21 protein-coding genes are annotated in these 24,755 nt (G+C 46.5%); 18 read left to right on the forward strand and 3 right to left on the reverse strand.

All coding sequences use genetic code 11. From position 1 onward, the window contains the following. Window position 1 precedes the first annotated feature (1 nt). The 11 genes from MKX46_RS22320 to MKX46_RS22370 all read left to right on the forward strand — a co-directional run bounded on the left by MKX46_RS22320 (window position 2) and on the right by MKX46_RS22370 (window position 13,520). Complete coding sequence (locus MKX46_RS22320; protein ID WP_340887071.1) at window positions 2-2,329, forward strand: histidine kinase; 2,328 nt, start codon at window positions 2-4, stop codon at window positions 2,327-2,329. 532 nt (window positions 2,330-2,861) lie between these two features. Beyond that, window positions 2,862-4,019 carry a hypothetical protein gene (locus MKX46_RS22325; RefSeq protein ID WP_069012195.1) on the forward strand — a complete coding sequence of 386 codons (1,158 nt, stop codon included), beginning with the start codon at window positions 2,862-2,864 and terminating at the stop codon, window positions 4,017-4,019. 15 nt (window positions 4,020-4,034) lie between these two features. After that, window positions 4,035-5,282, forward strand: coding sequence for a CpaF family protein (locus tag MKX46_RS22330; protein ID WP_029516364.1), 1,248 nt, complete (start codon window positions 4,035-4,037; stop codon window positions 5,280-5,282). After that, window positions 5,279-6,070, forward strand: a complete 792-nt coding sequence (locus tag MKX46_RS22335) for a type II secretion system F family protein (protein WP_318626876.1) — start codon at window positions 5,279-5,281, stop codon at window positions 6,068-6,070. The genes MKX46_RS22330 and MKX46_RS22335 overlap by 4 nt, the downstream gene beginning before the upstream one ends. 6 nt (window positions 6,071-6,076) lie before the next feature. Further along, the gene (locus MKX46_RS22340) at window positions 6,077-6,961 is read left to right on the forward strand and encodes a type II secretion system F family protein (protein WP_340884746.1); all 885 of its coding nucleotides are present in this window, start codon (window positions 6,077-6,079) and stop codon (window positions 6,959-6,961) included. A gap of 13 nt (window positions 6,962-6,974) precedes the next feature. Then, window positions 6,975-7,166 carry a Flp1 family type IVb pilin gene (locus tag MKX46_RS22345; RefSeq protein WP_013309278.1) on the forward strand — a complete coding sequence of 64 codons (192 nt, stop codon included), beginning with the start codon at window positions 6,975-6,977 and terminating at the stop codon, window positions 7,164-7,166. Continuing rightward, window positions 7,166-7,834 carry a TadE family protein gene (locus MKX46_RS22350; protein WP_069012192.1) on the forward strand — a complete coding sequence of 223 codons (669 nt, stop codon included), beginning with the start codon at window positions 7,166-7,168 and terminating at the stop codon, window positions 7,832-7,834. Before MKX46_RS22345 ends, MKX46_RS22350 begins: the two co-directional genes overlap by 1 nt. A gap of 40 nt (window positions 7,835-7,874) precedes the next feature. Continuing rightward, window positions 7,875-10,091, forward strand: a complete 2,217-nt coding sequence (locus tag MKX46_RS22355; protein ID WP_341071801.1) for a hypothetical protein — start codon at window positions 7,875-7,877, stop codon at window positions 10,089-10,091. Next, window positions 10,060-11,055 (forward strand): TadE/TadG family type IV pilus assembly protein, encoded by a 996-nt coding sequence (locus MKX46_RS22360; RefSeq protein WP_039269666.1) that lies wholly within the window; start codon window positions 10,060-10,062, stop codon window positions 11,053-11,055. The genes MKX46_RS22355 and MKX46_RS22360 overlap by 32 nt, the downstream gene beginning before the upstream one ends. Window positions 11,056-11,141: 86 nt before the next feature. After that, the gene (locus MKX46_RS22365) at window positions 11,142-11,654 is read left to right on the forward strand and encodes an A24 family peptidase (RefSeq protein WP_025722689.1); all 513 of its coding nucleotides are present in this window, start codon (window positions 11,142-11,144) and stop codon (window positions 11,652-11,654) included. A gap of 63 nt (window positions 11,655-11,717) precedes the next feature. Next, entirely contained in the window at window positions 11,718-13,520 is a 1,803-nt protein-coding gene (locus MKX46_RS22370) for a DUF6382 domain-containing protein (RefSeq protein ID WP_340884749.1), read from the forward strand. Between the two features lie 201 nt (window positions 13,521-13,721). Here MKX46_RS22370 and MKX46_RS22375 read toward each other — a convergent pair whose 3' ends face one another. Beyond that, complete coding sequence (locus MKX46_RS22375; protein ID WP_029516372.1) at window positions 13,722-14,636, reverse strand: TIGR01777 family oxidoreductase; 915 nt, start codon at window positions 14,634-14,636, stop codon at window positions 13,722-13,724. Window positions 14,637-15,052: 416 nt separating this feature from the next. Here MKX46_RS22375 and MKX46_RS22380 point away from each other — a divergent pair, with 416 nt between their 5' ends. The 4 genes from MKX46_RS22380 to ppnP all read left to right on the forward strand — a co-directional run bounded on the left by MKX46_RS22380 (window position 15,053) and on the right by ppnP (window position 20,091). Then, the gene (locus MKX46_RS22380; RefSeq protein WP_029516373.1) at window positions 15,053-16,180 is read left to right on the forward strand and encodes a deoxyribonuclease IV; all 1,128 of its coding nucleotides are present in this window, start codon (window positions 15,053-15,055) and stop codon (window positions 16,178-16,180) included. Between the two features lie 22 nt (window positions 16,181-16,202). Continuing rightward, window positions 16,203-17,102, forward strand: coding sequence for a formyltetrahydrofolate deformylase (purU, locus tag MKX46_RS22385; RefSeq protein ID WP_029516374.1), 900 nt, complete (start codon window positions 16,203-16,205; stop codon window positions 17,100-17,102). Window positions 17,103-17,516: 414 nt separating this feature from the next. Then, window positions 17,517-19,562, forward strand: coding sequence for a transketolase (gene tkt / locus MKX46_RS22390; protein WP_029516375.1), 2,046 nt, complete (start codon window positions 17,517-17,519; stop codon window positions 19,560-19,562). A 214-nt stretch (window positions 19,563-19,776) separates the two neighbouring features. Then, window positions 19,777-20,091, forward strand: a complete 315-nt coding sequence (gene ppnP, locus MKX46_RS22395) for a pyrimidine/purine nucleoside phosphorylase (protein ID WP_013309288.1) — start codon at window positions 19,777-19,779, stop codon at window positions 20,089-20,091. Between the two features lie 108 nt (window positions 20,092-20,199). Here the strand turns inward: ppnP and MKX46_RS22400 are convergent, their stop codons facing one another. Beyond that, window positions 20,200-21,099: an NAD(P)-dependent oxidoreductase gene (locus MKX46_RS22400; protein ID WP_029516376.1), complete on the reverse strand. Its 900-nt coding sequence runs from the start codon at window positions 21,097-21,099 to the stop codon at window positions 20,200-20,202. 250 nt (window positions 21,100-21,349) lie between these two features. Here MKX46_RS22400 and MKX46_RS22405 point away from each other — a divergent pair, with 250 nt between their 5' ends. From MKX46_RS22405 to MKX46_RS22415, 3 genes are all read left to right on the forward strand, one after another. Continuing rightward, complete coding sequence (locus MKX46_RS22405; RefSeq protein ID WP_013369975.1) at window positions 21,350-22,705, forward strand: glucose-6-phosphate isomerase; 1,356 nt, start codon at window positions 21,350-21,352, stop codon at window positions 22,703-22,705. Between the two features lie 148 nt (window positions 22,706-22,853). Continuing rightward, window positions 22,854-23,486 (forward strand): YigZ family protein, encoded by a 633-nt coding sequence (locus MKX46_RS22410; RefSeq protein ID WP_023987635.1) that lies wholly within the window; start codon window positions 22,854-22,856, stop codon window positions 23,484-23,486. Window positions 23,487-23,491: 5 nt separating this feature from the next. Next, window positions 23,492-24,073, forward strand: a complete 582-nt coding sequence (locus MKX46_RS22415) for a TetR/AcrR family transcriptional regulator (RefSeq protein ID WP_029516378.1) — start codon at window positions 23,492-23,494, stop codon at window positions 24,071-24,073. A 173-nt stretch (window positions 24,074-24,246) separates the two neighbouring features. On the opposite strand, the gene MKX46_RS22420 is transcribed toward MKX46_RS22415, so the two are convergent. Then, the gene (locus MKX46_RS22420) at window positions 24,247-24,648 is read right to left on the reverse strand and encodes a secondary thiamine-phosphate synthase enzyme YjbQ (protein WP_340931681.1); all 402 of its coding nucleotides are present in this window, start codon (window positions 24,646-24,648) and stop codon (window positions 24,247-24,249) included. Window positions 24,649-24,755: the final 107 nt, after the last annotated feature.

Raw genomic sequence — 24,755 nt, forward strand, 5'->3', positions numbered from 1 at the left:
AGTGGAGAGCTTCAAACGTAAATCACCAGAGGAAATACTGGATTCGATTAACAAATTGCATCGAGGCAGACTCAAAATATACATGGGTGCGGTCAGTGGCTCGGGTAAAACGTATCACATGCTGCATGAGGGACGGTCGCTGCAGCATGAAGGTATCGATGTTGTGATTTGTGCGGTATCGACCATGCAGCGGCCTGAGACCGTGGAACAGGTCGGCACGTTGGAGCGAGTGCCTAGTATTCATTGGATAAAAGATGGTGAGGAGCAAAAGGATCTGGATGTGGAAGCTTTGGTGGCACGAAATCCTGAGGTGGTACTGGTGGATCATTTGGCACATCATAACCGGAAAGACGCCCCATTTCCAACACGGCTGGAGGATATTCGGTATTTGCTGGAGCAGGGGATTAGCGTCATTACGACGGTCAATGTTTATGAGCTCGAAGGAATTACGGAGTGGGTATATCAGCTGACAGGCTTTGAAGCGGAATATACGGTTCCGGTTGATACACTGGAGCTGGCGGATGAAATTCGTCTGATTGATGCCACCCCGGAGATGATTTTGGAACGGCTGGCGAAAGGCTACATGCATACGCCCAATCCTGAGATGTTTCACCGGGGAAATCTGGGTAAATTGCGTGAGCTTGCCTTGCGATTGGTAGCAGAGGATGTGAATGATTCGCTGGAACGGCACCGGGAGGAGTTGGGCTTGCACGGGGCGTCAGGAGCCGCAGAGCGTATTTTGGTACCTGTCCAATATCATTGGAATGGGTCCATTTATGTACGCAGGGGGGAACAGGTCGCCAAGCGGTTGGGTGGAGATATGCTAGTAGTCTCCTTTGTCAGCTCGAAGCGCAAGCTGTCCAAGGAATCAGCAGCCTTTAAGCGCTCAATTGAGCAATTGGCCGACAAGATAGGATCAACATTTGAAGAAATCCCGCTTTTTTCCCGCAGAAGGTTGCCTCGCCAACTGATTCATTATGCGGTGACGCACAATGTTACCCGTATTGTTATGGGACATTCTCGGCAGACTCCGTGGCAGGAGCTGATGAAAGGATCGCTGGTGAACGGGATTTTAAAACGAATGAAAAATATGGATCTACTGCTGATTGCGGACCGAGCCGAGCAGGAGGGTGAGCGAATTTTACCAACGATGAGACAGGAGGTAGAAGAGAATGACCCGTATCATCGTTTGAGCGTTGAGGAAGCACAGGCTGAGGCAGCCAAAATCCTGCGAGGCAAGCTCAAGGTATACATTGGCGCTGCTCCGGGGGTCGGCAAAACATACACGATGCTGAGAGAGGGAAACGATCTGCTGGAGAGCGGGATTGATGTGGTTATCGGATTGCTGGAAACGCACGGAAGAGCAGAAACATTGGCCCAGGTAGGCTCTCTGGAGATGATCCCTCGTCAGTCCATTGAGCGTCATGGCGCACACTTGGAAGAAATGGACACCGAAGCTATTCTCAGGCGCAATCCCGAGGTGGTGCTAATTGATGAGCTGGCTCATACCAACGTCCCAGGAAGTCTGAGATCCAAGCGCTATGAGGATGTGCTCGCCATTTTGGAACAAGGGATCTCTGTGATATCCACAATGAATGTACAGCATCTGGAGAGCTTAAATGATGCGGTAGAACAGATTACTGGCATACGAGTGAGAGAGACTGTTCCCGACCATATGATGCGTCTGGCCGATGAAGTGCAGCTTGTTGATGTGGCTCCCAAATCGTTGCAGCAGCGTATGCGTGAGGGCAAAATATACGATCCTGCGAAGGTGGAGCAGGCACTTAGCCACTTTTTTAAACTGGGCAATCTGATTGCGTTGCGTGAACTTGCTCTGCGGGAATTGGCAGATGACGTAGATGAGCGGCTAGAATCCTGGGATCGACACGAATCACTTCGGGGACCGTGGCGCAGGGAGGAAGTGATCTTCGTAGGCGTGACGCTAAGCGAAAATGCTGAAAGGTTGATCCGCCGTGGTTTTCGTATCGCCTTTCGGCTAAAGGCTGTGTGGATTGTGACGTATGCTCATGTCGGTGAGTGTATACCCGAGAGACTGAACCCTCGTCTGGAACAACTAAAGTTGCTGACCCACCGACTGGGGGGAACCTTTGAGATGCGGCTTGTTTCCAGCCGACGCGAGATTGCCGACATTTTGATTGCTCCGGTGGAAGGATATTCAGGAACGCAGCTCATCGTGGGGCAGTCTTCCCGAAGTAGCTGTTGGGGGAAGTCTGCGGTTGTGCCGAGGATTCTTCGTCAAGCACGTCATATGGATGTTCTAATTGTGGCGGATTATGATCCGGATATTAAGCTGGAGGTAGATCATTAATTCGCCCAGTAAATTCATAAATAGTCATATGCTGGTTACCGATGGTTCGCTGCTTCCATAGTATATTCTATCTCAAAGAAATGGAGGCGAATTTAAATGTTTAAACATCGTAAGCATCATTGTCATTTTCCAAAGCCAAAAAAACGTGTCTTTAAGAAGATCATTAAGGTGACTGTCATTAAGTTTAAACCTAAATTTGAACGTGATCATCGGAAACATGAAGATTTTGATATGAAATGTCATTGCCGGAAACGTCATCATCGCCATCATCGCCATCATGACTGTCATCGTCGTCACCACAAATTCTACTAAGATGAAGATGGTAGGAGGCGGGGCTAGACTGCCCGCCTTCTCTTAGTACGAGGATTTTGGAAGATACTTGCACAAAAAATACTTGCTCTAATATAAGCGCTATGCTATTCTACCAGTAATAGATTGCACGTGACGGAAGCACCGTTCACCAACCGTATGTACTTACGGATGGATGAACGGTGCTTTTTTGCGTTGTTGTGTTAGGGAAGGGATGAGCATTATGATTCCAGTGAAAGTGGTATTAGCCGTAGAAGGTCGGGATTATATTGAGCCGCTGCTGAATTATGTTCACGGAAGCGAGTATGCTAGAAGGCTGAGAATAACGGCTTTTTCGCAACCGGAGGCATTTCATCAATACATGATGGAAACCAGCGGAATGAAAAGACCGGATGTGGTGGTTGGTGAAACTGCCTTTTTGAATCTATGGACAGACAGGGAAGCTGCTGATATTCCTTGTTTGGTATTGCATGAGGGAGAACAAGTGAGGGAATATGGACAGCCTTTATTAAAATATCAGCCTTTATCTGAACTGGTCGGTTTTATTTTGGAAACGGCGAGACAGAAGTCAAATGGTCGGAAAAGTGTAAACAGCCGGGAAGGTGGGATGATTATCGGCATGGTAGCAGCTTCCGGAGGACTGGGCAAGACAACGGCCGCACTCAATATGTCCAAACAGCTGGGGAATGAGGGATATTCGGTATTCTATCTGAATCTGGAGACGGTGGATTCAAGCTCATTATTCACTGGTTCAGGCAGTGCTAGCGGAGCAGAAGGAGAAGGGCTGTCCAGGCTGCTCTATGATCTCAAGGCAGAAGGGAGTGAGGAGACTCCGTTATCCATGGCTTCCTATTGTGTTCGTCGCCCTGAAATTCAGGCGGATACTTTTCAGCCTGTCTATAATCGCAAGGAGCTGACGGATATGACTTGTGATGAAGCGAAAGAGCTGATTCGAACAGTTGCCGAAAGTGGACAGTATGATGTAGTGATCGTAGATGGCGATTCTGAAAAAGGTGATCGGGCTCAAGCCGTGCTTGAAGCTAGTCATAAGCTGATTTGGCTGCTGGCAGACGATTTAATGAGCATGCACAAGTGCGGATTATGGCTGGATGTTTTAGAAACCACGCGGCCTGAAGGGCTTGAAGACATGATATGCAAAACCAGCTTTGTGGTGAACCGCTATATGGGAACTATGATCAACTCGTTACCTCGTGACTTCATGGAGCTAAACGGAGCGTTACCCTATATACCTTCATGGAAACAGATGCAGCACCGTGAGCTGCTGCTAAGTTCACCAATTTATCAGCGGGAAATTCGTCATCTATGCCGCGAGCTGCTGAATGTGGACGGTGTAACACATCCGGCCACCGTTTGGTCTTAAAAGGGGCTGATGAACATGAATGAGGGACGATTTAAGGCATTGCGAGCAGATATCCGAAACGGGCTGGACGTAACGTCTTCGGTAAAGGATGCAGATCTGGTACGGCATATTGAAAATCGAATTTTACACGATGTAGAGCTGGTGGGCTTAACTTCCCGTGAGAAGCACGCACTTGTCCGCAAGATTTTTAACTCTTTCCGTGGGCTGGACGTACTCCAGCCATTGATTGACGACCCGACCGTTACGGAAATTATGATCAACAGTCACCGGGAAATCTTTGTGGAGCGGGCTGGTGAGGTGATGCAGGTATCCGATCAATTTGAATCCCGCGAGCGACTGGAGGATTTAATCCAGACGATTGTAGCCGGGGTGAATCGAATTGTGAATGAGGCTTCCCCCATTGTGGATGCCCGATTAAAGGATGGATCACGCGTAAATATTGTGCTACCTCCGGTTGCTCTCAAGGGTCCGACGATGACCATACGGAAGTTTCCCGAGCGTCCTATGACGATGGATGACTTGATACGAATGGGTGCGCTGGATGCAGAAGCCGCTGCTATGCTCAAGGACTTGGTACGTAGCAAGTACAACATTTTTATAAGCGGAGGAACGGGTTCTGGTAAAACAACTTTTCTGAATGCATTATCCCAATTTATCCCGCCATCTGAACGGATTATTACCATTGAAGATTCAGCAGAGCTGCAAATTGTGACGGTCCCTAATCTGGTTTCCATGGAAACACGGAATGCGAACACCGAGGGGAAGGGAGAAATCACAATTCGTGATCTGATTCGTTCCTCCCTGCGTATGCGGCCCAACCGCATTGTGGTGGGTGAGGTCCGGGGGAGTGAGGCATTGGATATGCTGCAAGCGATGAACACAGGACACGATGGATCGCTGTCAACTGGCCACGCAAATAATATCCGCGATATGGTCAGCCGGCTGGAAACGATGGTGCTGGGAGGGGCAGAGCTTCCGCTTGGAGTAGTACGACAGCAGATCAGCTCGGCCATTGATATATTTGTTCATCTGTCACGGATGCGCGACAAATCCAGACGAGTGCTGGAAATTAGCGAAGTGATTGGTTTTGAAAAGGGTGAGGTGACGCTTAACCCCCTTTATCGGTTTCAGGAGCGAGGAGAAAGCAAGGGGCGAATCGTAGGAGGTCTGGAACGTTGTGGCGAGGGTCTGCAACATACGTTGAAGCTGCAAATGGCCGGGATCAATCCGGAAAACTGGCACAGGGGAGGCGTATCAGCGTGAAGTCAGGAAAAACGGCGGCCAAGCAAGTATCACGTGAGGCCCCTTCTCTGCCAGATTATACGGTGTATACATTATCGACAGTCCAAAAAAGTCTGTGCATATTCTTTAGTGGCGTGTTGTTCGCGATGATCGGTTATCTATTTTATCACCAATGGATATTATCGTTGCTGTGCGCTGCCGGGGCTGGGGTGATGCCTCGTTATTTTAGGCAATTTTTGCTGCAAAGACGCAGGTCTGCCCTAAGCATCCAATTCAAACAGGCTTTATATTCGCTCTCGTCTTCTCTTTCAGCGGGAAGGTCGGTGGAGAATGGTTTTCGTGAGGCAGTAGAGGATTTGAGATTGCTTAGTCCAGATGGAGATCACGACCTGATTTTTGAATTTAACATTATTACCGCCTGTCTCGAAATCGGACAGCCTGTAGAAACCGCTTTGCAGGATTTGGCCCGTCGGGCGCAGATGGAAGATATTACTAATTTTGCGGACGTATTTGCGGCTTGCAAACGAACCGGAGGTGATCTGGTGGAAGTCGTAAGACGAGCTTCAAGTGTCATTGGTGAGAAGCTGGAAATTCAGCAGGAGATCGGTGTAATGATTGCGCAGAAACGTTTTGAATCGAGGGTTATGTTTGCGGCGCCTTTTTTGTTTGTATTGTTTATGACCATGACAGCGGGTGATTACATGATGCCCTTATACAGCGGTACAGGTATGATTTTATCAACCTTTTGTTTATTGGTGCTTGGTGGGTGTCTCGTGTGGATCAACCACATTATGAAGATTGAAGTGTAAGGAGAGATGGGTGTGGTGATGTTGATTTGTCTGGTCATGCTGGTTCTGCAAGTGGGAGGTTGGGTGGTGCTGAACCAGATGCACGGTGCTAAGTATGCGCATTTTCGCCATATGAAGTTGGAGGGACTGCGGCTGCAAAGACTTTCAGTCCCATTTGTACACATGATTCATGCTTCACGTGCTACTCATAGGCTGCCTTTGCTAATGTTCAAGCTCCAGCGTTCGGTGCAAAAGCTGTATGGTATGCGCAACAGCGGAGAAAAAACGATGCTTTTTCTGGCAGAAATGTTGGGTTACGGATATATGATGGCTGCTGGTGGAGCTATAGTATCGCTTTTGCTGGGTGGGGATGCGACCGGGCTGGTGCTCGGATTGGGACTTGGTCTTCTGGTACCCATCGCGCTGATCAAGGATTTGCACGGGAAAGTACAGAAGCGGGATCAGCAAATTTTAATGGAACTGCCTGAACTGTTGAGTAAAATGATGCTTTTAGTAGGTGCAGGTGAGACGGTACAACGGGCATTGCTACATTGCGTGGAACGTAAAGGGGCGGATACGGAACATCCGTTGTATCGAGAACTGAGGCAGACGGTGGCAGAATGGGAAAGCGGCTTTTCCTTTCAACAGGCATTTGAGCACCTGAGCAAACGTTGTGGTATTCAGGAAATGACAGTATTTACGACGACAGTTTTGTTGAATATGAGGCGCGGCGGGAGCGATTTCGTGATGGCTTTACGTGAGTTGTCCCAGACGTTATGGGGCAAGCGGACTTCAATTAGCCGCACAAGAGGGGAGCAGGCTTCATCTAAGCTGGTATTCCCGATGGCGCTGATTTTGCTAACGGTAATTGTGCTCGTGGGCGCTCCGGCTTTAATGATGATGAATATGTAGGAGGAATACAACGATGATGACATTAGTAACGGGCAGTATTCGTAAATTGTACAAGGATGAGGATGGTCTGGGTACGTTAGAAATGATCCTGATCATTGCCATTCTGATTGCGGTGGCAATTATTTTCAAGGATCAGATCAAGAAAATTGTAGAAGGGCTTTTGAAAAAGGCGGATAAAAAAAGTAACGATTTTATGGATTCATAATGCTGTGCAAATTGGCACAAAAAGAGGACGGGAGCTTCTCCTTGGAAGCTTCCCTCGTCTTTCCCATTCTACTGCTGGTCATTTTTGTGATGTTATTTTTTTGCCTATATATATATCAAAAATCTATATTGGTGCAAGTCGCTTCTACTGCTTCAGAAAGAGCCGCTTACAGCTGGGATAACAGCTTCAAGGACCCACGTACAGGAGCATTTGCGCAAGGGCAACGGGATTCTCTCTATTGGCGCTTGAAGGATGATGTTATGCTGGGAGCCCTGTTTGGCTGGACCGGAGCCAACAATCAGGAAAATGTACAGGTGCCGGGCGGCAATGGGGGAGGTTCGTTACCTGCTCAAAAGCTGTCCAATGCAGAAAATAAAATGCCTGCGGGCATGCAGGGGCAGATGACATATGAGAACAGTATGATTCACCGTAAGGTGACCACAAAGTTAAATAAGATCGTGAAGGTACCTTTGCTGAATCAGTTTTTAGATCAGACAGATTTGCAAGGGAAAATGAGCTCTGGCGTGGTCGAACCTGTGGAATGGATTCGTACGGTGGAGTTGGTCCGTTATTATGGTGCGAAGTTTATGGGCAGAGGATCAGGTGAAAAGGTAGATTCGGCAGTTGTAGGCAAAGTATTGATGCAATATGGTCAAAATGGTCAGTGAGAAGTAAGGAATAGGAATGTAACTGGGAAGGAGGAAGCGGGTGTTTGGTAAGGGTCACAATACAAAGGACGGGGAATCAGGTGCTGTCACGGTCTTTTTAATTCTGATTTTGGCGGTCATGTTCGGTTTTATTGCTGTATTTATTGATTACGCGAGAATTGCTGCACTGCATGTGCAGACCGAACGGCTGACCCATGCGGCGGTTCGTTCAGTGATGTCTGCTTATGATCCGACATTACAACAGGAGTACGGTTTGTTTGCTTATGGCGAAGGCGGCGGAGAACAAATTATGGTCAAAGTGCTGAATGATAGCGCGCGGCGTACGGCACGCGCAGAAACGCTACCGCTTATGAATATGAAGCTGGATTCTAGTTCCCTGCAAATGGAAAGGGAGCTTGGTAAATATGCCATATTTAACGAGCAGATCCGTGAAGAGATGAAGTATAAAGCACCTGTCGATTTTACGTTTGAAGTGCTCGAAAAGCTGAAGCCGCTCTCTCAAAATATGAAAGAGGCTTCTCATACGGTAGATTTGCTGAAACGGCTGCAAAAGCTATACGACAGACGAGAGGCCAAACTTGATGACATGCTGGAGAAGCAGCGTAAAGCAGGAGCTTATATGGAAGAGGTTCGCAAGCGGATTATTAAACAGAGGGGCACCTATATGCCCAATCAGTATATATGGGACCCGCTTGAGGTTGTAGCCGATATTGCCGCTCAATATAAGCATTACGTACATGTATATGAAGACAATAAGAAGAGTGTGGACGACGTTAAAATCATGCAGATGGAAAAGTATGCACGTAGAGCGAGGGCAGCGCTTGATCGCCTGCGTCAGATCATGGTTCAGGCTGGGGAAGAACATGATAAGTTGCTTCTGGAAGCCAAGGAACCGTTAAATGAGGCCCAACAGATTAATGAAGAGATGCGCAAAGTCATTGCCCAATATAAGCAGAGGGCGGCCAATGCAGGCTACGATGAGGTTTCAGCAGCCCCTACTCCAAGCAGAGCAGGCTCCAACGCAGACCCGTCGGTAGGAAGCGCACGGCAAAAAGCAGAGGATTTATTGATTCCAGACAAGGAATTTGAGCAATGGGAAGCAGAAATTGAAAAGCAACGGACTTCTATAAATACTGCTAACAATAGAATAACGAGTATGATGCGTACGTTATCCTTTTATACAGATCCATTTTTGAATGCAGACATGCTCAAGCAAGAAGTCGCTTCTACGCTCAAGGAGATAGATAAATACTTAAATGCGTATGCTTGGGCGGGACCCGCCAATGTACTCGACGGTGAAGCCAGGACGATGGATACGCGACGCGGCCCGGACAAAGAACGCAAGAAAATGGAAAAAGAGGCGAAAAACAAGCTCAAACAAGCCTATCGGATTATTGAGGTTCTATCCAAGGGTAAACAAAATGCAGAAAAATTCCAAAATCTGGAGCGGTATTACAATGAAAGTATTTCGTTTAACCAGTCTACATCCAGTCCATCTGTTTCCTCCGATTTGCCCTATGACACCTATGATGCAGCGGGAGCTTCTATGGATAGTATGGATGGTCTATACGGATCGGCATCCAATTTACTGACTCAACTGGGAGACGAGTTTTACCAGAATGAATACGCACTTTCTTACTTCCATCATGTGGATTTCAGCCGTTTTGGCAGTTTGGCCGGATCGGGTGGAAATGCGGGAAATGCTGCACAGATTTTGGGAGATCAGCTAGAGGTAAATAATCAGGAAGTTGAGTATATCCTGTATGGGTTCCATAATCCGACGGGTAATCTGGCATCCGCCTATGGGGAAATTTTTGCTATGAGACTTGCCATTCGAACAATGGAGGGATTGGTTAAGAACAGCTCAAAAGGTAATCCGTTGGTCGTTTTGGCGGCAGCTTTGTTATATGGAGTAGAAAAAGCGATAGAAGACATGATTATGCTGGCACAAAAGGGGGACGTGCCATTGTCTGATTTTCTGAAATTTCGAATGACATACAAGGATCATTTGCGATTGTTCCTGATGCTCCATAGCAATAATGAACGAAAAATGTCCCGTATGCTGGCTCTGATCCGTCTGAATACAGATGTCAATCCTGCTGAGCGGCAAACGTATGCAACGGGTGAGGTCAAGAATGGGATGAGGCTGTGGTTTCTACCTGGGGTAATGAAGATGCTCGGGACCGCCTCAAAAGAAGGCGAGAGTATTAAGGGAAGTGTGTACTATGTCACGAAAACAGCGCATTTTTCCTATTAATCGATGTTTACGGAAAGTTTGTGGACAAAAGCAATGTGAACAAGGAAGTATTGTTTTAGAAGCGTCATTGGTGTTGCCAATGTTTCTGTTTTTTATTATTTTTCTCATTTATATGGTTCAGATGACACTGGTATCTACAGCGTTGCAGACCACCGCTTCAGAAGCGGTTAAACAGGTTTCGGCTAAAATCTACCCAGTTTCTCTAGCCGTGGAGGCGGCGTCCGCAAAAATAGATGCAGTGCGTGAACCGCTGGATGAACTGCCCAAGTTATCTGTGAGTGAATATGCAAGCCAATTCGCTGCCCAGTTGCCACCTCCAATTGGTGATTGGGTAGAAAGCGCTGTTCAGGGCGGTCAAAAGCCGATGGAGGAACTGCGGGGGCGATTTACGGAAGCTGCACTCGATCCTGTTTTGAAGCCGATGCTAAAGCCTTTTATGGAGGAAAGCATTCTGGAATATGACCGTATTCATATAACGAGCGTACATGTACCTGCTCTTACAGGAACTAAGGACCCTTATTTTAGAGTAGAACTGTCGTATGAACTGCCGATGAAGGTTCCTTTTCTGTATCGCAGCATTGTGCTTCAGGCGGCAGCTGAGGAACGTCTTTGGATTGGCGACACAGGGGAAGGAGCAGGTACAGGAAATGCGACGGGGGACAAGGATGCGGAGCATTCCATACAGTTGCTCGTTAAGCCTGAACCTGCTGTGAAGGGTGTGTACAATTTAATCAAGGCCAAGGTTGAGCCTGGGACGACTGCTAACCTTTCTGTGCTTTATAAGTCGGGTGAAAGCACAGCTCAGCACTTGGGCTGGACCTCTGCCAACGCGGACGGGATTATAGAATGGAACTGGTTTGTGGGAACGAACACAACACCTGGTCAATGGAGCTTTGTAATTGAAACAGAGGATGGTCAACGTATAGAAGTTCCGTTTACCGTGGAAAAGCCAGCTGATGGATAGGATGGATATAGACTTGTAGGGATAGCTACGATGGAAAATGATTTGGCAGTCTGCTAGTTCTATTTTTATAAAGGGGGAAGATCGCATTGACGTGGATGTATATTGTATGCGGAGTTCTGCTCGCGATTGCGTTAGTTACGGATTTACGTAGCATGAAAATCCCTAATAAGCTTACATTGCCCGGCATAGTGGTAGGCTTGGTATTCAATACTCTATTTGGGGGGTGGCACGGTTTTTTATTTGCTGTTGCTGGACTGGGTACCGGATTTGGGTTCATGCTGATTTTGTACTGGATGGGAGCTGTTGGTGCAGGAGATGTGAAGCTGTTCGGCTTGATTGGAGCATGGACAGGTGCCGCTTTTGCATGGCAGTCAGCTTTATATTCGATTTTTTTTGCAGGTATTATTGGCATAGGGATTTTGCTATGGAAGAGGGAAACCATCATGAGACTGCGGCGCGTAGCTTTTAATTTAGGAGGATTTTTTCTATTTCGCAGTGGAAAAGCACTGACCAGTGGAAATGAAGCACACCTCAGGTTTCCTTTTATGACGGCAGTCATTCCGGGGGCGATCAGTGCTTATCTTTACTTCTTGCCATGACATGTCCGCTGGGGGAGATCATGCTACCTCACGGAGATAGGAAATTGTTAAGGAGGTCATGAATTGTTTGGTTTAAGCAGGGATTTTGCCCGGAACGGCGGGACATTTATGATTCTAAACAAGGAAGACGGGCTCAAAACCGATGATTTAAATTCCGTGCAAACTGGAATGATGACTGGTAATCGGATTCCCGGTCTACTGGAACTTAGAATAAAGGAAGTCGATTTTCAGATTGAGTTACATTACGACATTTCGGGGCAACGCATGCTTTCCCAGTTATGGAAAGGTGGGGGCGTGTCGACTTCTGATTTCTACCGGATTCTTTTTGAAGTGGCAGATGCCCTCCATCGCAGCCCGCAATATATGTTAGATATTCGCCAGTTTATTTTGCACGAGGATTATATTTTTCTAAGTGGTTCAGGTACAAGGGAAACCGCCAGTTTAACCTATGTTCCTTTACGCAGTGTACAGTATGCAGGGCAAACAGGCAGTCAATTTAAGCAGATGGTTATTCGTTTAATGACTCGTGTGGCCCACTTTCAGGGAGAAAATATACAACGCATACTCGATCTGTGTGATAGAAATGAATTTGAATTGGGTTTGCTAAAGGAACTGCTGTTGCAAGGAATGAAGGCTGGTACAGAGAGTGCTAGCGTGCAGGCAGAAAGTATGGAAGAGCGAGCCTTTTCATCAGCCGATCCTATCCTATCTGCTCATACCTCACAGGGGAACTATACGGATCGTGGCGGAACATACGCGCGAGAGCATCGGGAAACTCTACAGGAGATTCAGGAGCTTAAACGGATCAATCGGCTCAAACCGTCCGTGAAACCAGAGGAGAATTCCGAGCATGTAACAGAAAACGAAGTAGAAGATGTGGAGCCTGGATTGCAAAAATATAAAACCTACATTGCTCTCGGATGTCTGCTCGCTTCGGCCATCGTGTGGCGTTATATTTATCTGGACCATCCAGAGACGGTACCGTTGATTATTTCCATGGTGCTGACCTTGGTACTTGCCGCTGTTGCTTATATAAGCTGGACGGGGAAATGGGAGCGCAATCGAACTTCATCTCATATGTACAGCGATTCAGTACCTGTATTGGATTCGGAATGGTTAGGAACTACTTCTTCCCCAGCACAGCGCAAAAATGATCGTTATCAGGTAGATAAGCTGACCGGATTTGTAGCGGGACGTCATCATCAAGACAAGCAATCTTCCGATTCGAGTGATCAAGGGCCGGAGGACTGGAGATGGACTTTTCCAAACTCAGAATCTAAGAGCGTGGGAAATCGAGTTGCGGAAAATAGTAAGAAAACTTCAGCAAATTGTGACTTACACGAGCCATCGTGGAAAGGTGCGGAACGGGGAAATGAATTGGAAGCCAGTGATACCAGCGAGGCTTATTATAAGTCTCTCTCCGGGGTAACGGAGCTTCTAAATGCTGCATCTAAGCAGGAAACGATGCTGCTTCGTGCAGATCAAGAGATGCAGATTTCACCAGTGCAGCAATCACCGATGGCTTGCCTGGATCGCAAGCCACCAGGTAGTGGAGGGACAGAGCGCATCCGGTTGCAGCCAGACCAATTCGTTGCAGGCAGTTTTATCATCGGGAGAGATCCGCAACTGGTTCAGTTTGTAGAGCATACGGATGGAGCTTCCCGTTCTCATATTGAGCTTTGCATAGTTACAGGAGAACATAGCCACATTGTTAAGGATTTATCCTCGACGAATGGAACTGTTCTGAATGGAGAGCCTATGGTGCCTTATAAGGAGTACACAATGAAGGATGGAGATACTTTTAAAATCGCTGGAGTTTCTTATACTTACCGGTTGGACTCTTTTAAATCCTCCAATGCATCATAAATGAAGGTTATATGGATATATGTCAAGAAGAGGCCTGTTATATTCAGAGCTTCTTTCTTTATGAATAGTGGACTATTCATGGGAATAAAATGGGGCATCTTAATAACTTGCAGTCTGCTTGAGAGATTGTATCTGACTAAAAAGAGGAACCCTAAGCTGGTAGTGACACTACCTACCAGCCAGGAGTTCCTCTTTTTCAATTCAATGCTGTTTTTGGGAAGAATGGAGTTCTTTAAGAGCGTCCTTAAGTGAAGGATAGTGAAACTTAAATCCGTGCTCCAGCGCTTTGCGCGGTATCACCTTCTGACCATCCAATACTAGCGTGCTCATCTCACCAACTAGCTTTGAAACGAGAATGCTGGGGACGGGAAACCAGTACGGACGGTGATATACCGTAGCTACTGTCCTCCCAAACTGGTCGTTCGTCAAGGGTTGTGGTGATGAAGCATTCACTGCCCCGACAATTTCCGTCGTATGGATGCAGTACGTGATCAGACGAACGATATCTTCAATATGAATCCAGCTCATCCATTGATGGCCGCTACCTATTTTGCCGCCGAATCCGAAGCTATAAGGCATCTTCATGAGTGGGAATGCCCCTTTTTTTCTGTCCAGCACAAGGCTAATGCGTAACTTAATTAAACGGGCTTCAGAAGGGTAGGCATTGGCTGCTTCTTCCCATTGCTCAACCACCTGAGACAGAAAATCTCCCGAACAGCGCGGGCTCGTTTCATCGAATGTTTCGGTCAGGGATGTACCATAGGCGGCAACAGCAGAAGCCTGAATGATTACTTTCGGTTTTTTTTGTAGAGCATTCAATGCTTGAGCCAACCGGGCAACAGATAGCAGTCGAGATTGAAGAATTCTTTGTTTGGACTTATCCGTCCAGCGCTGATTCAGCGTTTCGCCTGCTAAATTAACGACCGCATCTGTGCCTTCCAGTACTTCAGGCTTTTGTTTTAATTCGTTCCAGCTCATATATTGCAAGCGGGGGCTCGCTTCGTGTCCTACCAGTGGCTTGCGGGTAACGACTTTCACGGTGTATCCGTCGTCTAGCAGGCTTTTGACCAGTGCACTCCCCACCAATCCAGTTCCTCCACATACGATGATGTTCATGGAGCCAGCTCTCCTTCCAATTCACAAAAATACATCCGTTATAGAATATAACCCTTTTCGAGAGAAAAAAACTTCATATGAATGTCCTTTATACGGTTAAGTGTCAATCCATGATTTTATTTACCCCTGTTTGACTAACATATATTCTGATGTGTACTTTATCTACGTATTCCCTTAATAGAGTTATTTGAGGATTTTGCAAAAGCCCAATAAGCGACTTTCAATGAAGAATATATTGATCGAAATGGTCTGGTTCGTCTGTATATTGCACTTTGGAGCGACTGGAATCGAATTTTGCAAAATCCTGATTTAAGAAAGTTGCCATAAAAGCTATGTTGTTTGATTTCAATAATCACGTTAAAATGATTAAATTAAAATAAGACAAGCATAACAGGATAAGGGGATGAATCAGGGTCATGCTGAAAATTGGTTCTCATGTGTCCTTCTCGGACAAGGGTCTGCTCAGCGCTACAAAAGAAGCGTCTACTTACGGGTCCAGCTCCTTTATGATATACACGGGAGCACCGCAAAACACGCGTCGTAAGCCGATGGAGTCCATGTATTTGGAGGAAGGCAAGCAGTTAATGGCTGAGAAGGGAATGGAAGATATCGTGGTGCATGCCCCGTATATCATCAACCTTGGCTCTTACAAAGAAAATACCTATGAGCTTGCGGTCAGCTTTCTTCAGGAGGAAATTCGGCGCACACACGCGATAGGTGTGAAAAATATTGTGCTGCATCCGGGCGCTTTTACCGATAAGGATGCGGAATATGGAATCGGGCGTATTGCCGATGGTTTGAACGAGGTACTGAACGGCGTGAAGGAGACAGATGTTAACATCGCGCTTGAAACGATGGCAGGCAAAGGAACGGAAATGGGGCGTAGCTTTGAGGAGATTGCCTCCATTATAGATAAAGTAGAGCGTAACGAGCGTCTTACGGTTTGTATGGACACCTGTCACATTCACGATGCGGGTTATGATATCGTAAATGATCTGGACGGTGTATTGGAGCAGTTCGACCGTATTGTCGGCTTGAATCGCATTGCAGTTGTTCACATTAATGACAGTAAAAATCCAGTTGGCGCTCATAAAGACCGCCATACTCCGATCGGATCAGGCTGGATTGGCTATCAGACTATTCATAATGTGGTGCATCATGAAGCACTTCAAGGACGTCCGTTTATTTTGGAGACGCCATGGATTGGGAAGGAAGCCAAAACTCAGCGTCCGATGTATGAGGTTGAAATTGCCCTGCTTCGCGGAAATGTAAAGGAGCGCTTTGGGGATGAGTTTTTGGGTCAGGTAGAGCAATTGCATTCGTTTTTCAAAAAACAGGATGTGGATGTCCGCAAATTTGTTCTGGACACCTGGGCTCTGCTGAAAAATGATGCCAAAGCAAGAAAAGCCGATCCACGTGAGCCGTTGGAACGTCTGTATGACATGATAACGGAAGCAGCACTATTTCCAGATTTGAGCGAAGAACACATTAATCAACGGTTGATTGCCTGGTTTGCCGGCAGTCATTTGCCAGTGACGGTATAAGCTAAGGGGGATTAATAGCCACATGGAAATTCACGTAAAACATCAGCCAAATAGCACTCTATCAGCCCATGAAAACCGCGCGCGTATGCTTGTATCTTGTCCAGATGGACCAGGTATTGTAGCGGCCGTGTCCCGTTTTTTGTACGAGCATGGGGCCAATATCGTTCAATCTGACCAATATACAATGGACCCGTCGGGCGGTATGTTTTTTATGCGGATTGAATTTGATCTGCCGAATTTGAGTGCAACCCAGCCACAGTTGGAGCAGGATTTTGCCGCTGTTGCTGAGCAATTCCGTATGGAGTGGACGATTTCTGCGGTTAGCCGCAAGAAAAAACTGGCCATTTTCGTTTCCAAAGAAGATCACTGTTTGGTAGAACTGCTGTGGCAATGGCAGGCAGGAGATCTGGACGCGGATATTTCATTGGTGGTTAGTAATCATCCGGATATGAAGGAGTATGTGGAATCGTTTGGTATCCCATATCACCATATTCCGGTAACCGCCGATACCAAGCCGGAGGCGGAGCGTCGCCAACTAGAGGTTATTGGCGAAGAGATAGACGTTATCATTTTGGCCCGTTACATGCAGATTATATCTCCCAAGTTTATTGAGCATTATCGCAACCGAATTATCAATATCCATCATTCCTTTCTGCCTGCATTCGTGGGTGGGAAGCCATATGCCCAAGCCTATAATCGCGGTGTGAAAATTATTGGTGCTACTGCGCATTATGTAACTGAAGAATTGGACGGCGGCCCGATCATTGAGCAGGACGTGCAGCGTGTAAGCCACGGAGATGATGTAAATGAGCTAAAACGGATCGGTCGCACCATAGAGCGGGTCGTTTTGGCAAGAGCCGTGAAGTGGCATGCAGAGGATCGTATTCTGGTTCATGAGAACAAAACAGTCGTTTTTAACTAATTTTAAAATTTTAGGAAAAATTTGTGAATCTATATTTTTTGTTAAACAAAGCCCATCGCATAACGGGCTTTGTTTTTTTATATAAGGATTTTGCAAAATCCTCATGTGAATTATTAGCCTTATAGCCGGTCAGTACATAATATTTTTGTGATTTTATATTTTTTTAAATGAGGTTAATACATTACGGGTATATTTATATGAGGACACGGTACTACATTTCCCACAATCATCTTTATAAACGATCTGGCAAACTTTCACGGCAAATGGTACAATACTTAAGAATGTATAAGTCATATTGAAACATTCAAGCAGATTCACTCACTTCAACAGATATCGTTTTTGTATCAGGCGGTGATGTTGGGGAGTATGACCGAATGCAATTGACATACTTTTTACAATATGAGGAGGCTAACCATGACTGACCAGAACCAAGCGATTCAAAAGGATGAAAACTCCACGATCGACAATTTGTCCATCACAACTATTCGTACGTTGGCAATTGATGCCATCGAGAAAGCAAACTCGGGACATCCTGGTATGCCGATGGGCTCCGCGCCAATGGGATACCAACTTTTTGCTAAAACGATGAATCATAATCCCGATCAACCTACATGGGTTAACCGTGACCGTTTTGTATTGTCTGCAGGACACGGTTCCATGTTGCTATACAGCCTTCTGCACCTGAGCGGCTATGATCTTCCTATGGAAGAACTGAAACAATTCCGTCAATGGGGCAGCCTTACACCGGGCCACCCTGAGTTTGGCCACACTGCTGGTGTAGATGCTACAACCGGTCCTCTGGGACAAGGTCTAGCAATGTCCGTAGGTATGGCAATGGCTGAAGCTCAACTGGGCGCAACCTATAATAAGGACGAATTTAAAGTTGTAGATCACTTCACATATGCAATTTGCGGCGATGGCGATCTGATGGAAGGTATTTCCCACGAGGCTGCTTCGCTGGCTGGTCGCTTACAACTGGGCAAACTGATCGTATTGTTTGATTCCAATGATATTACACTGGACGGCAAGCTTAATCTGTCCTCTTCCGAGAGTGTTGCCAAACGCTTTGAAGCTTACAACTGGCAAGTACTGCGCGTAGAAGATGGTAACGACCTTCCAGCCATCCAAAAAGCCATTGAAGAAGCGCAAGGCGACTCGACACGTCCTACGTTGATTGAAGTGAAGACAGTCATCGGCTACGGAAGCCCGAACAAACAAGGTAAAGGCGGACACGGCGGTACTCATGGTTCCCCACTGGGATCAGAAGAAGCCAAGCTGACTAAAGAATTCTACAAATGGGTATACGAAGAGGACTTCCACGTACCACAAGAGGTTCGCGAGCATTTTGCTAAAGTAAAAGAGCGCGGTATCGCAGCGAACAAAGCATGGGATGAACAGTTCGCCAAATACAAAGCTGCTCACCCTGATTTGGCAGCTCAGTTCGAAACAGCTGTAAACGGCGATCTCCCAGAAGGATGGGATCGTGATCTTCCGAAGTACACGACTGAAGACAAAGCCGTTTCGACTCGTGTAGCTTCTGGTAATGCTTTGAACGGATTGGCTCCAAACGTACCTTTCCTGACAGGCGGTTCTGCCGATCTGGAGAGCTCCACAATGACACATTTGAACAACCTGACGAACTTTACGCCAGAAGACTACGCCGGCCGTAACATCTATTTCGGTATCCGCGAATTTGGTATGGCTGCTGCGATGAACGGTATGGCGTTGCACCAAGGTGTAAAAGTATTCGGCGGTACATTCTTCGTATTTACAGACTATCTGCGTCCAGCCGTTCGTCTGGCAGCTCTGATGGGATTGCCTGTAACCTACGTTCTGACTCACGACAGTATTGCTGTAGGTGAAGATGGTCCGACTCATGAGCCGATCGAGCAATTGGCTTCCCTGCGTATTATCCCGAACTTGACAGTAATTCGTCCAGCGGACGGTAATGAAACTTCTGCTGCTTGGGCTTACACGCTGGAAAACAAGAAAAACCCGGTTGCTCTGGTATTAACTCGTCAAAACCTGCCAATCCTGGCTGCTAGTGCTGAGCATGCACGCGAAGGTATCAAACGCGGTGCTTATGTGGTTGCAGATGCAACAGATGGCAAACCAGTTGCTCAAATTCTAGCTACAGGCTCCGAAGTGCAATTGGCTGTTAAAGCTCAGGAAGCACTGGCAGAACAAGGTATTCAAGTACGTGTTATCAGCTTCCCAAGCTGGGATCTGTTCGAAAAACAAGACAAAGCATACAAAGATTCCGTTCTGCTGCCAGAAGTGAAAGCTCGTTTGGCTGTAGAAATGGCATATCCACTGGGCTGGGAAAAATATGTTGGCGACCAAGGCGACATTCTCGGTATCAGTACATTCGGCGCATCCGCACCTGGCGATCGCGTGATTAAGGAATACGGCTTTACAGTAGAGAATGTTGTTAGCCGTGTGAAAGCTTTGTTGAAATAAAACATTGGAGCATCTAAAACAGACAGTCGTAACCTGAGTAAGGCTTACGGCTGTTTGTTTCATACAGTTGATGTTTTGCGAAAAGATCACTTTGGAATTCCAGTGTATTGTATACGTGATACAGTGTGTATTTTCATACTGAAGCTGGAATCAAATCTATGTTATGATGCACCAATATTCATTCAACCATTGAGAGCAGATGAGGGGATAACGAATGACACAGTTTGATGGAGTAAGCGTAGTTAAAAAAGCAAACGTTTATTACGATGGTCAGGTTACAAGCCGTACAGTCATCCTGGGTGACGGTAGTAAGGTTACACTGGGGATTATGCTGCCAGGAACGTACGAGTTCGGCACGGATTCCCGTGAGATTATGGAGATTTTGGCAGGGGATCTGAGAGTGTTACTTCCAGGTACTGAGGAATGGCTGGAAATACAAGGGACAGCAACCTTTCACGTACCTGCAAAGTCTTCCTTCAAGCTGGAAGTACGAAGTGTAACTGATTATTGCTGTTCTTATCCCGAATAGTAAGCTAAAACGGGTAAGCACACTCAGCCTTCAAGCTAAGTGTGCTTACCCTAAAGCTATGCCATATGTACACAAGCACAGCAGTATAGTTACACAGAAAGGTACAGCTTATTCGAGAGGTTGACCACCAATGGTGCGGCCAATCCATGCTTCGTATGTCTTCACGACAGCGGATAGGTCCTCGTCGCCGTAGCCTTGCGTTTGCCCGGCTTGAAATAGGCTTTTGGCAATGGATAACATAGGTGCGGGGATGGACAGGCTGTCTGTTAGTGAGGAAGCAAGCTTCAAGTCCTTAAGCATCAAGGCAAGTGAGAACTGGTTGCTAAAATCATGCTCAATGATTTTGCGCCCTTTCAGGTCAGCGGCCTTGCTGCCTGCCGATCCGAGTTGTACCAATTCAAGGAAGCTGTCTGCCGGGATGCCGGATTTAGCCGCGATAGCAAAGCCTTCAGCCAGAGCGAGGTTATGAATACCGACCATCGTATTATGAGCGAGCTTGGCTACGGCCCCGCTTCCATTAGGTCCCATATGAAGTACCTTTTTGCCCAGGGTATCAAAAACATCTGATTGTGCCGCAATGGCTTCTGCATTACCACCAACCATGAACACGAGTGTGCCGTCTACAGCGGCAGGCTTACTGCCTGTTACGGGAGCATCAATGAAGGAACAGCCCAGCTTGTCCGCTTCGGCGGCTAGTTGTTTGACCAGCTCAGGTGAAATCGTGCTGTTGTCCATCACGGTCATGCCAGCCGTAAGGCCGGCAAACACACCGTCTTCGCCGTAATAGATGTCACGAATGGAATGATCATCACTGACCATGGTAATGACCAAGTGCTGACCTTCAGCTGCTTCACGAGGGGTTGAAGCTGTACGTGCGCCTTGCTCTTCCAGTGGCTCGCAGCGCGAAGCGGTGCGATTATAAACTGTGACTCCGAATCCCTGCTTTAGCAGATTGGATGCCATCGGGGCGCCCATGGTGCCCAGTCCGATAAATCCGATGTTTTTCATTGCTAATCACCTTTCTTGTTGGAAGTTGCCGTCCGATGCAGATGCGAGTCGGCCCTGAATTGAATATTGAAACAGGTTGATCTCAGTTAATTGTAGCATGGGCATGCTACCCTATCTACAGGAGGGGCTGTCAAGCACAGGATACATAGGTAACGCAAGCTTGTCAGGCCCAGCAAATTAAAGTATCCTATTCCTAAGTCCTTATGTTCGTATTCATGGTCTTAGTAATACCAAACAGGAGGTTCCAAACATGTCTAAAAAAGTTATTTTTGATTACACTAAAGCTCTCTCCTTTGTAGGTCAGCACGAAATTGATTATTTTGCAGAGCCTATCAAGCTGGCTCATGAGCAACTGCACAACCAAACCGGTGTAGGTTCCGATTTCTTAGGTTGGATCGACCTGCCTACCAATTATGATAAAGAAGAGTTTGCGCGCATCCAAAAGGCTGCTGCTAAAATTCAAAGCGATTCCGAAGTACTGATCGTAATCGGTATCGGCGGTTCTTACCTTGGAGCACGTGCTGCGATCGAAATGCTGTCGCATTCTTTCTACAATGCACTGCCTAAAGATCAACGCAAGGGCCCAGCTATCTATTTTGCAGGCAACAACATCAGCTCTACATATGTGAATCATCTGTTGGAACTGATTGAAGGTAAAGACTTCTCTGTGAACGTCATTTCCAAATCAGGTACGACAACAGAGCCAGCTATCGCATTCCGCGTATTCCGTGCAGCTCTGGAGAAAAAATACGGTAAAGAAGAAGCGCGCAAACGTATTTATGCAACGACCGATAAAGAACGTGGCGCTTTGAAAAAACTGGCTAACGAAGAAGGCTACGAATCTTTCATTATTCCTGATGATGTGGGTGGTCGTTACTCTGTGCTGACAGCAGTAGGCTTGTTGCCGATTGCTACTGCAGGCATTAACATCGAAGAAATGATGCAGGGGGCGGCAGACGCTTCCAAAGAATACAGCAACCCGAATGTAGCTGAGAACGAGGCTTATCAATATGCAGCCGTTCGTAACGCTTTGTACCGCAAAGGTAAAGCAATTGAAATTCTCGTAAACTATGAGCCGTCTCTTCATTTTGTATCCGAGTGGTGGAAACAGTTGTACGGAGAAAGCGAAGGCAAGGATTACAAAGGCATTTATCCTGCTTCTGTTGATTTCTCGACAGACCTGCACTCCATGGGACAATTCATTCAGGAAGGCAGCCGCAATATTTTCGAAACGGTAATCCAAGTAGAAAATGTACCTAGTCACATCACCATCGAAGCAGATGAGGATGATCTGGACGGACTGAATTTCCTGGCAGGCAAAACTGTGGATTTTGTAAATAAAAAAGCATTCCAAGGTACATTGCTGGCTCACACAGACGGACAAGTACCGAACTTGATTGTAAATATTCCTGACTTGAGCCCTTACTCTTTCGGCTATCTTGCTTATTTCTTCGAAAAAGCTTGCGGCATCAGCGGCTACCTGTTGGGCGTAAATCCGTTCGATCAACCGGGCGTAGAAGCTTACAAGAAGAACATGTTTGCGCTGCTCGGCAAACCAGGCTTCGAAAAAGAAAAAGCTGAGCTTGAAGCGAGATTGTCTGAATAAGAGTGCTGTAATCTCTGATGCGAAACAGGATTTCGGTCAGAAGTGTTATAGTGTATAGCATCAATTAAAGTACAGGAAAGCAGTTCACCAGCTGCCAGAAGCGGGGGACTGCTTTCTTGTAAAATGAAGTAAGGAAGGTTATACGTGTATGTTGGAACAATACCGAACCGTACGCGGTGCCGGCAACAAGGAAATTGTGATTCGAAAATCCCGTTTTATCGGCCACATTCAGCCTGTTCAAACTGAGGAAGAAGCAACTGCTTTCATAGAGCGCATCAAAAAAGAGCATTGGAACGCTACCCATAATTGTTCTGCTTACATGATTGGGGAAAGAGACGAAATCCAAAAGCAATCGGATGACGGAGAACCGAGCGGTACGGCTGGAAAGCCTATTTTGGAGGTAATCCGCAACCAGAAGCTGAAAAATGTCGCTATTGTTGTTACCCGTTACTTTGGTGGGATTTTGCTGGGAGCAGGCGGTCTGATTCGCGCGTATTCAGATGGTGCTGTTGCAGCAATCGAGGCAGGGGATGCAATTACGCGTGTGCTGCATCGTGAAGTTTTTGTAGAATTGGATTATACCTGGTTGGGCAAAGTGGAAAATGAATTACGCAATCGCAGCATCCGCACTGGAGAAACAATGTTTACGGATAAAGTTACCTTAACCTGTCTGCCGCTGGCTGGTGATGCGGAATCCTTTAGCAACTGGATAACAGACTTGACGCAGGGGCAATCGCTTGTGTCGGAGGGAGAGCAGCTTTACTTTATTGAAGGGGAATAAATAATATGGCTAGAAGAGCAGTAGAACAGGAGTTGTCAAGAGGGCGGATTCTGGAAGCGGCCAGGCACTTGTTTATTACCAAGGGCTACCGTGCGATTTCAATGCGCAGCATTGGCCAGCATCTGGGTTACAGTCATGGTTCGTTATACTATCATTTTAAAGAGAAGGCTGAACTGTTCTATGCCATTGTGATTGAAGATTTTAATACATTGCGTGGGATTCTACTGCAAGCAGCAACAGGCACACCTGATGATGGCTTGAGCAGACTAGAGTACTTGATGCTGGAATTTATCCGTTTTGGTTTGGAAAATCCATATCAATACGAAATTATGTTCATGATGCACGATGAAGAACTATTTGCATACTGTCGCACAGAGCAAAACCGTTGTGTCGAACTATTTGCATCCATGATCCGTCAAGAATTGAGTGGTCAGGGGCATTCGGAGGAAGATTGCTCAAGGGTACCGAAAAGTCTGTTTTTATCCATGCATGGCTTTGTATCCTTTTATATTCAGGACGGTTTAACATTTGAAGAAATTAGGCCCGCTGCTTTAGCACATGTAAAGCTGCTGTGCAGACACCTATGAGCGTACCTGCATTCACACGCTTCACCCATGAACATGTAGGGCGCTTTTCTAGGTGTATGCGCTTCATGACGGTGACTTATCATTACGGTACTTTGCGAAAGCGACTAAGAATTTAACAGACGATGATGCATCCAGTAGGAAAACATCATGGTCTGTTTTTTTTACCTGGTCCGTTAGCCCTCCATGATTTTTACATGGTATTGGCGTCTGCGTGGTCCGTCGAATTCACAAAAATAAAGTCCCTGCCATCGTCCGAGCAACAGCTTTCCGTCATGGATGATGATCGTTTGTGAGGGGCCTGTCGTAATGGATTTTAGGTGGGACGCTGTATTTCCCTCCATATGGCGATATTGGGGATGCTTCCACGGATAGACTTCATCTAGTCTTAACATCACATCATGTTTGACATCTGGGTCTGCATTTTCATTAATGGCGATGCCGGCTGTCGTGTGTGGACAATAAACAAGTGCGGTTCCTTGTTGCACCCCGCTTTTTTCGATCAATGAAGCAACCTCTCGTGTAATATCGCGTATTTCATCTCGCTGTGTAGTAGATATTTCTAAAGTATGCAACAATAACTCCATCTCCTTTCTTCTTAATACTTTACCCTTTTAATTCCTAAGATAATATATAGAGTTGACGAAAATTACTTTCCTTTGATAAAGTATCACATAAGAAAAAA

The organism is Paenibacillus sp. FSL P4-0113 (assembly GCF_038009305.1).
Lineage (GTDB): Bacteria > Bacillota > Bacilli > Paenibacillales > Paenibacillaceae > Paenibacillus > Paenibacillus polymyxa_D.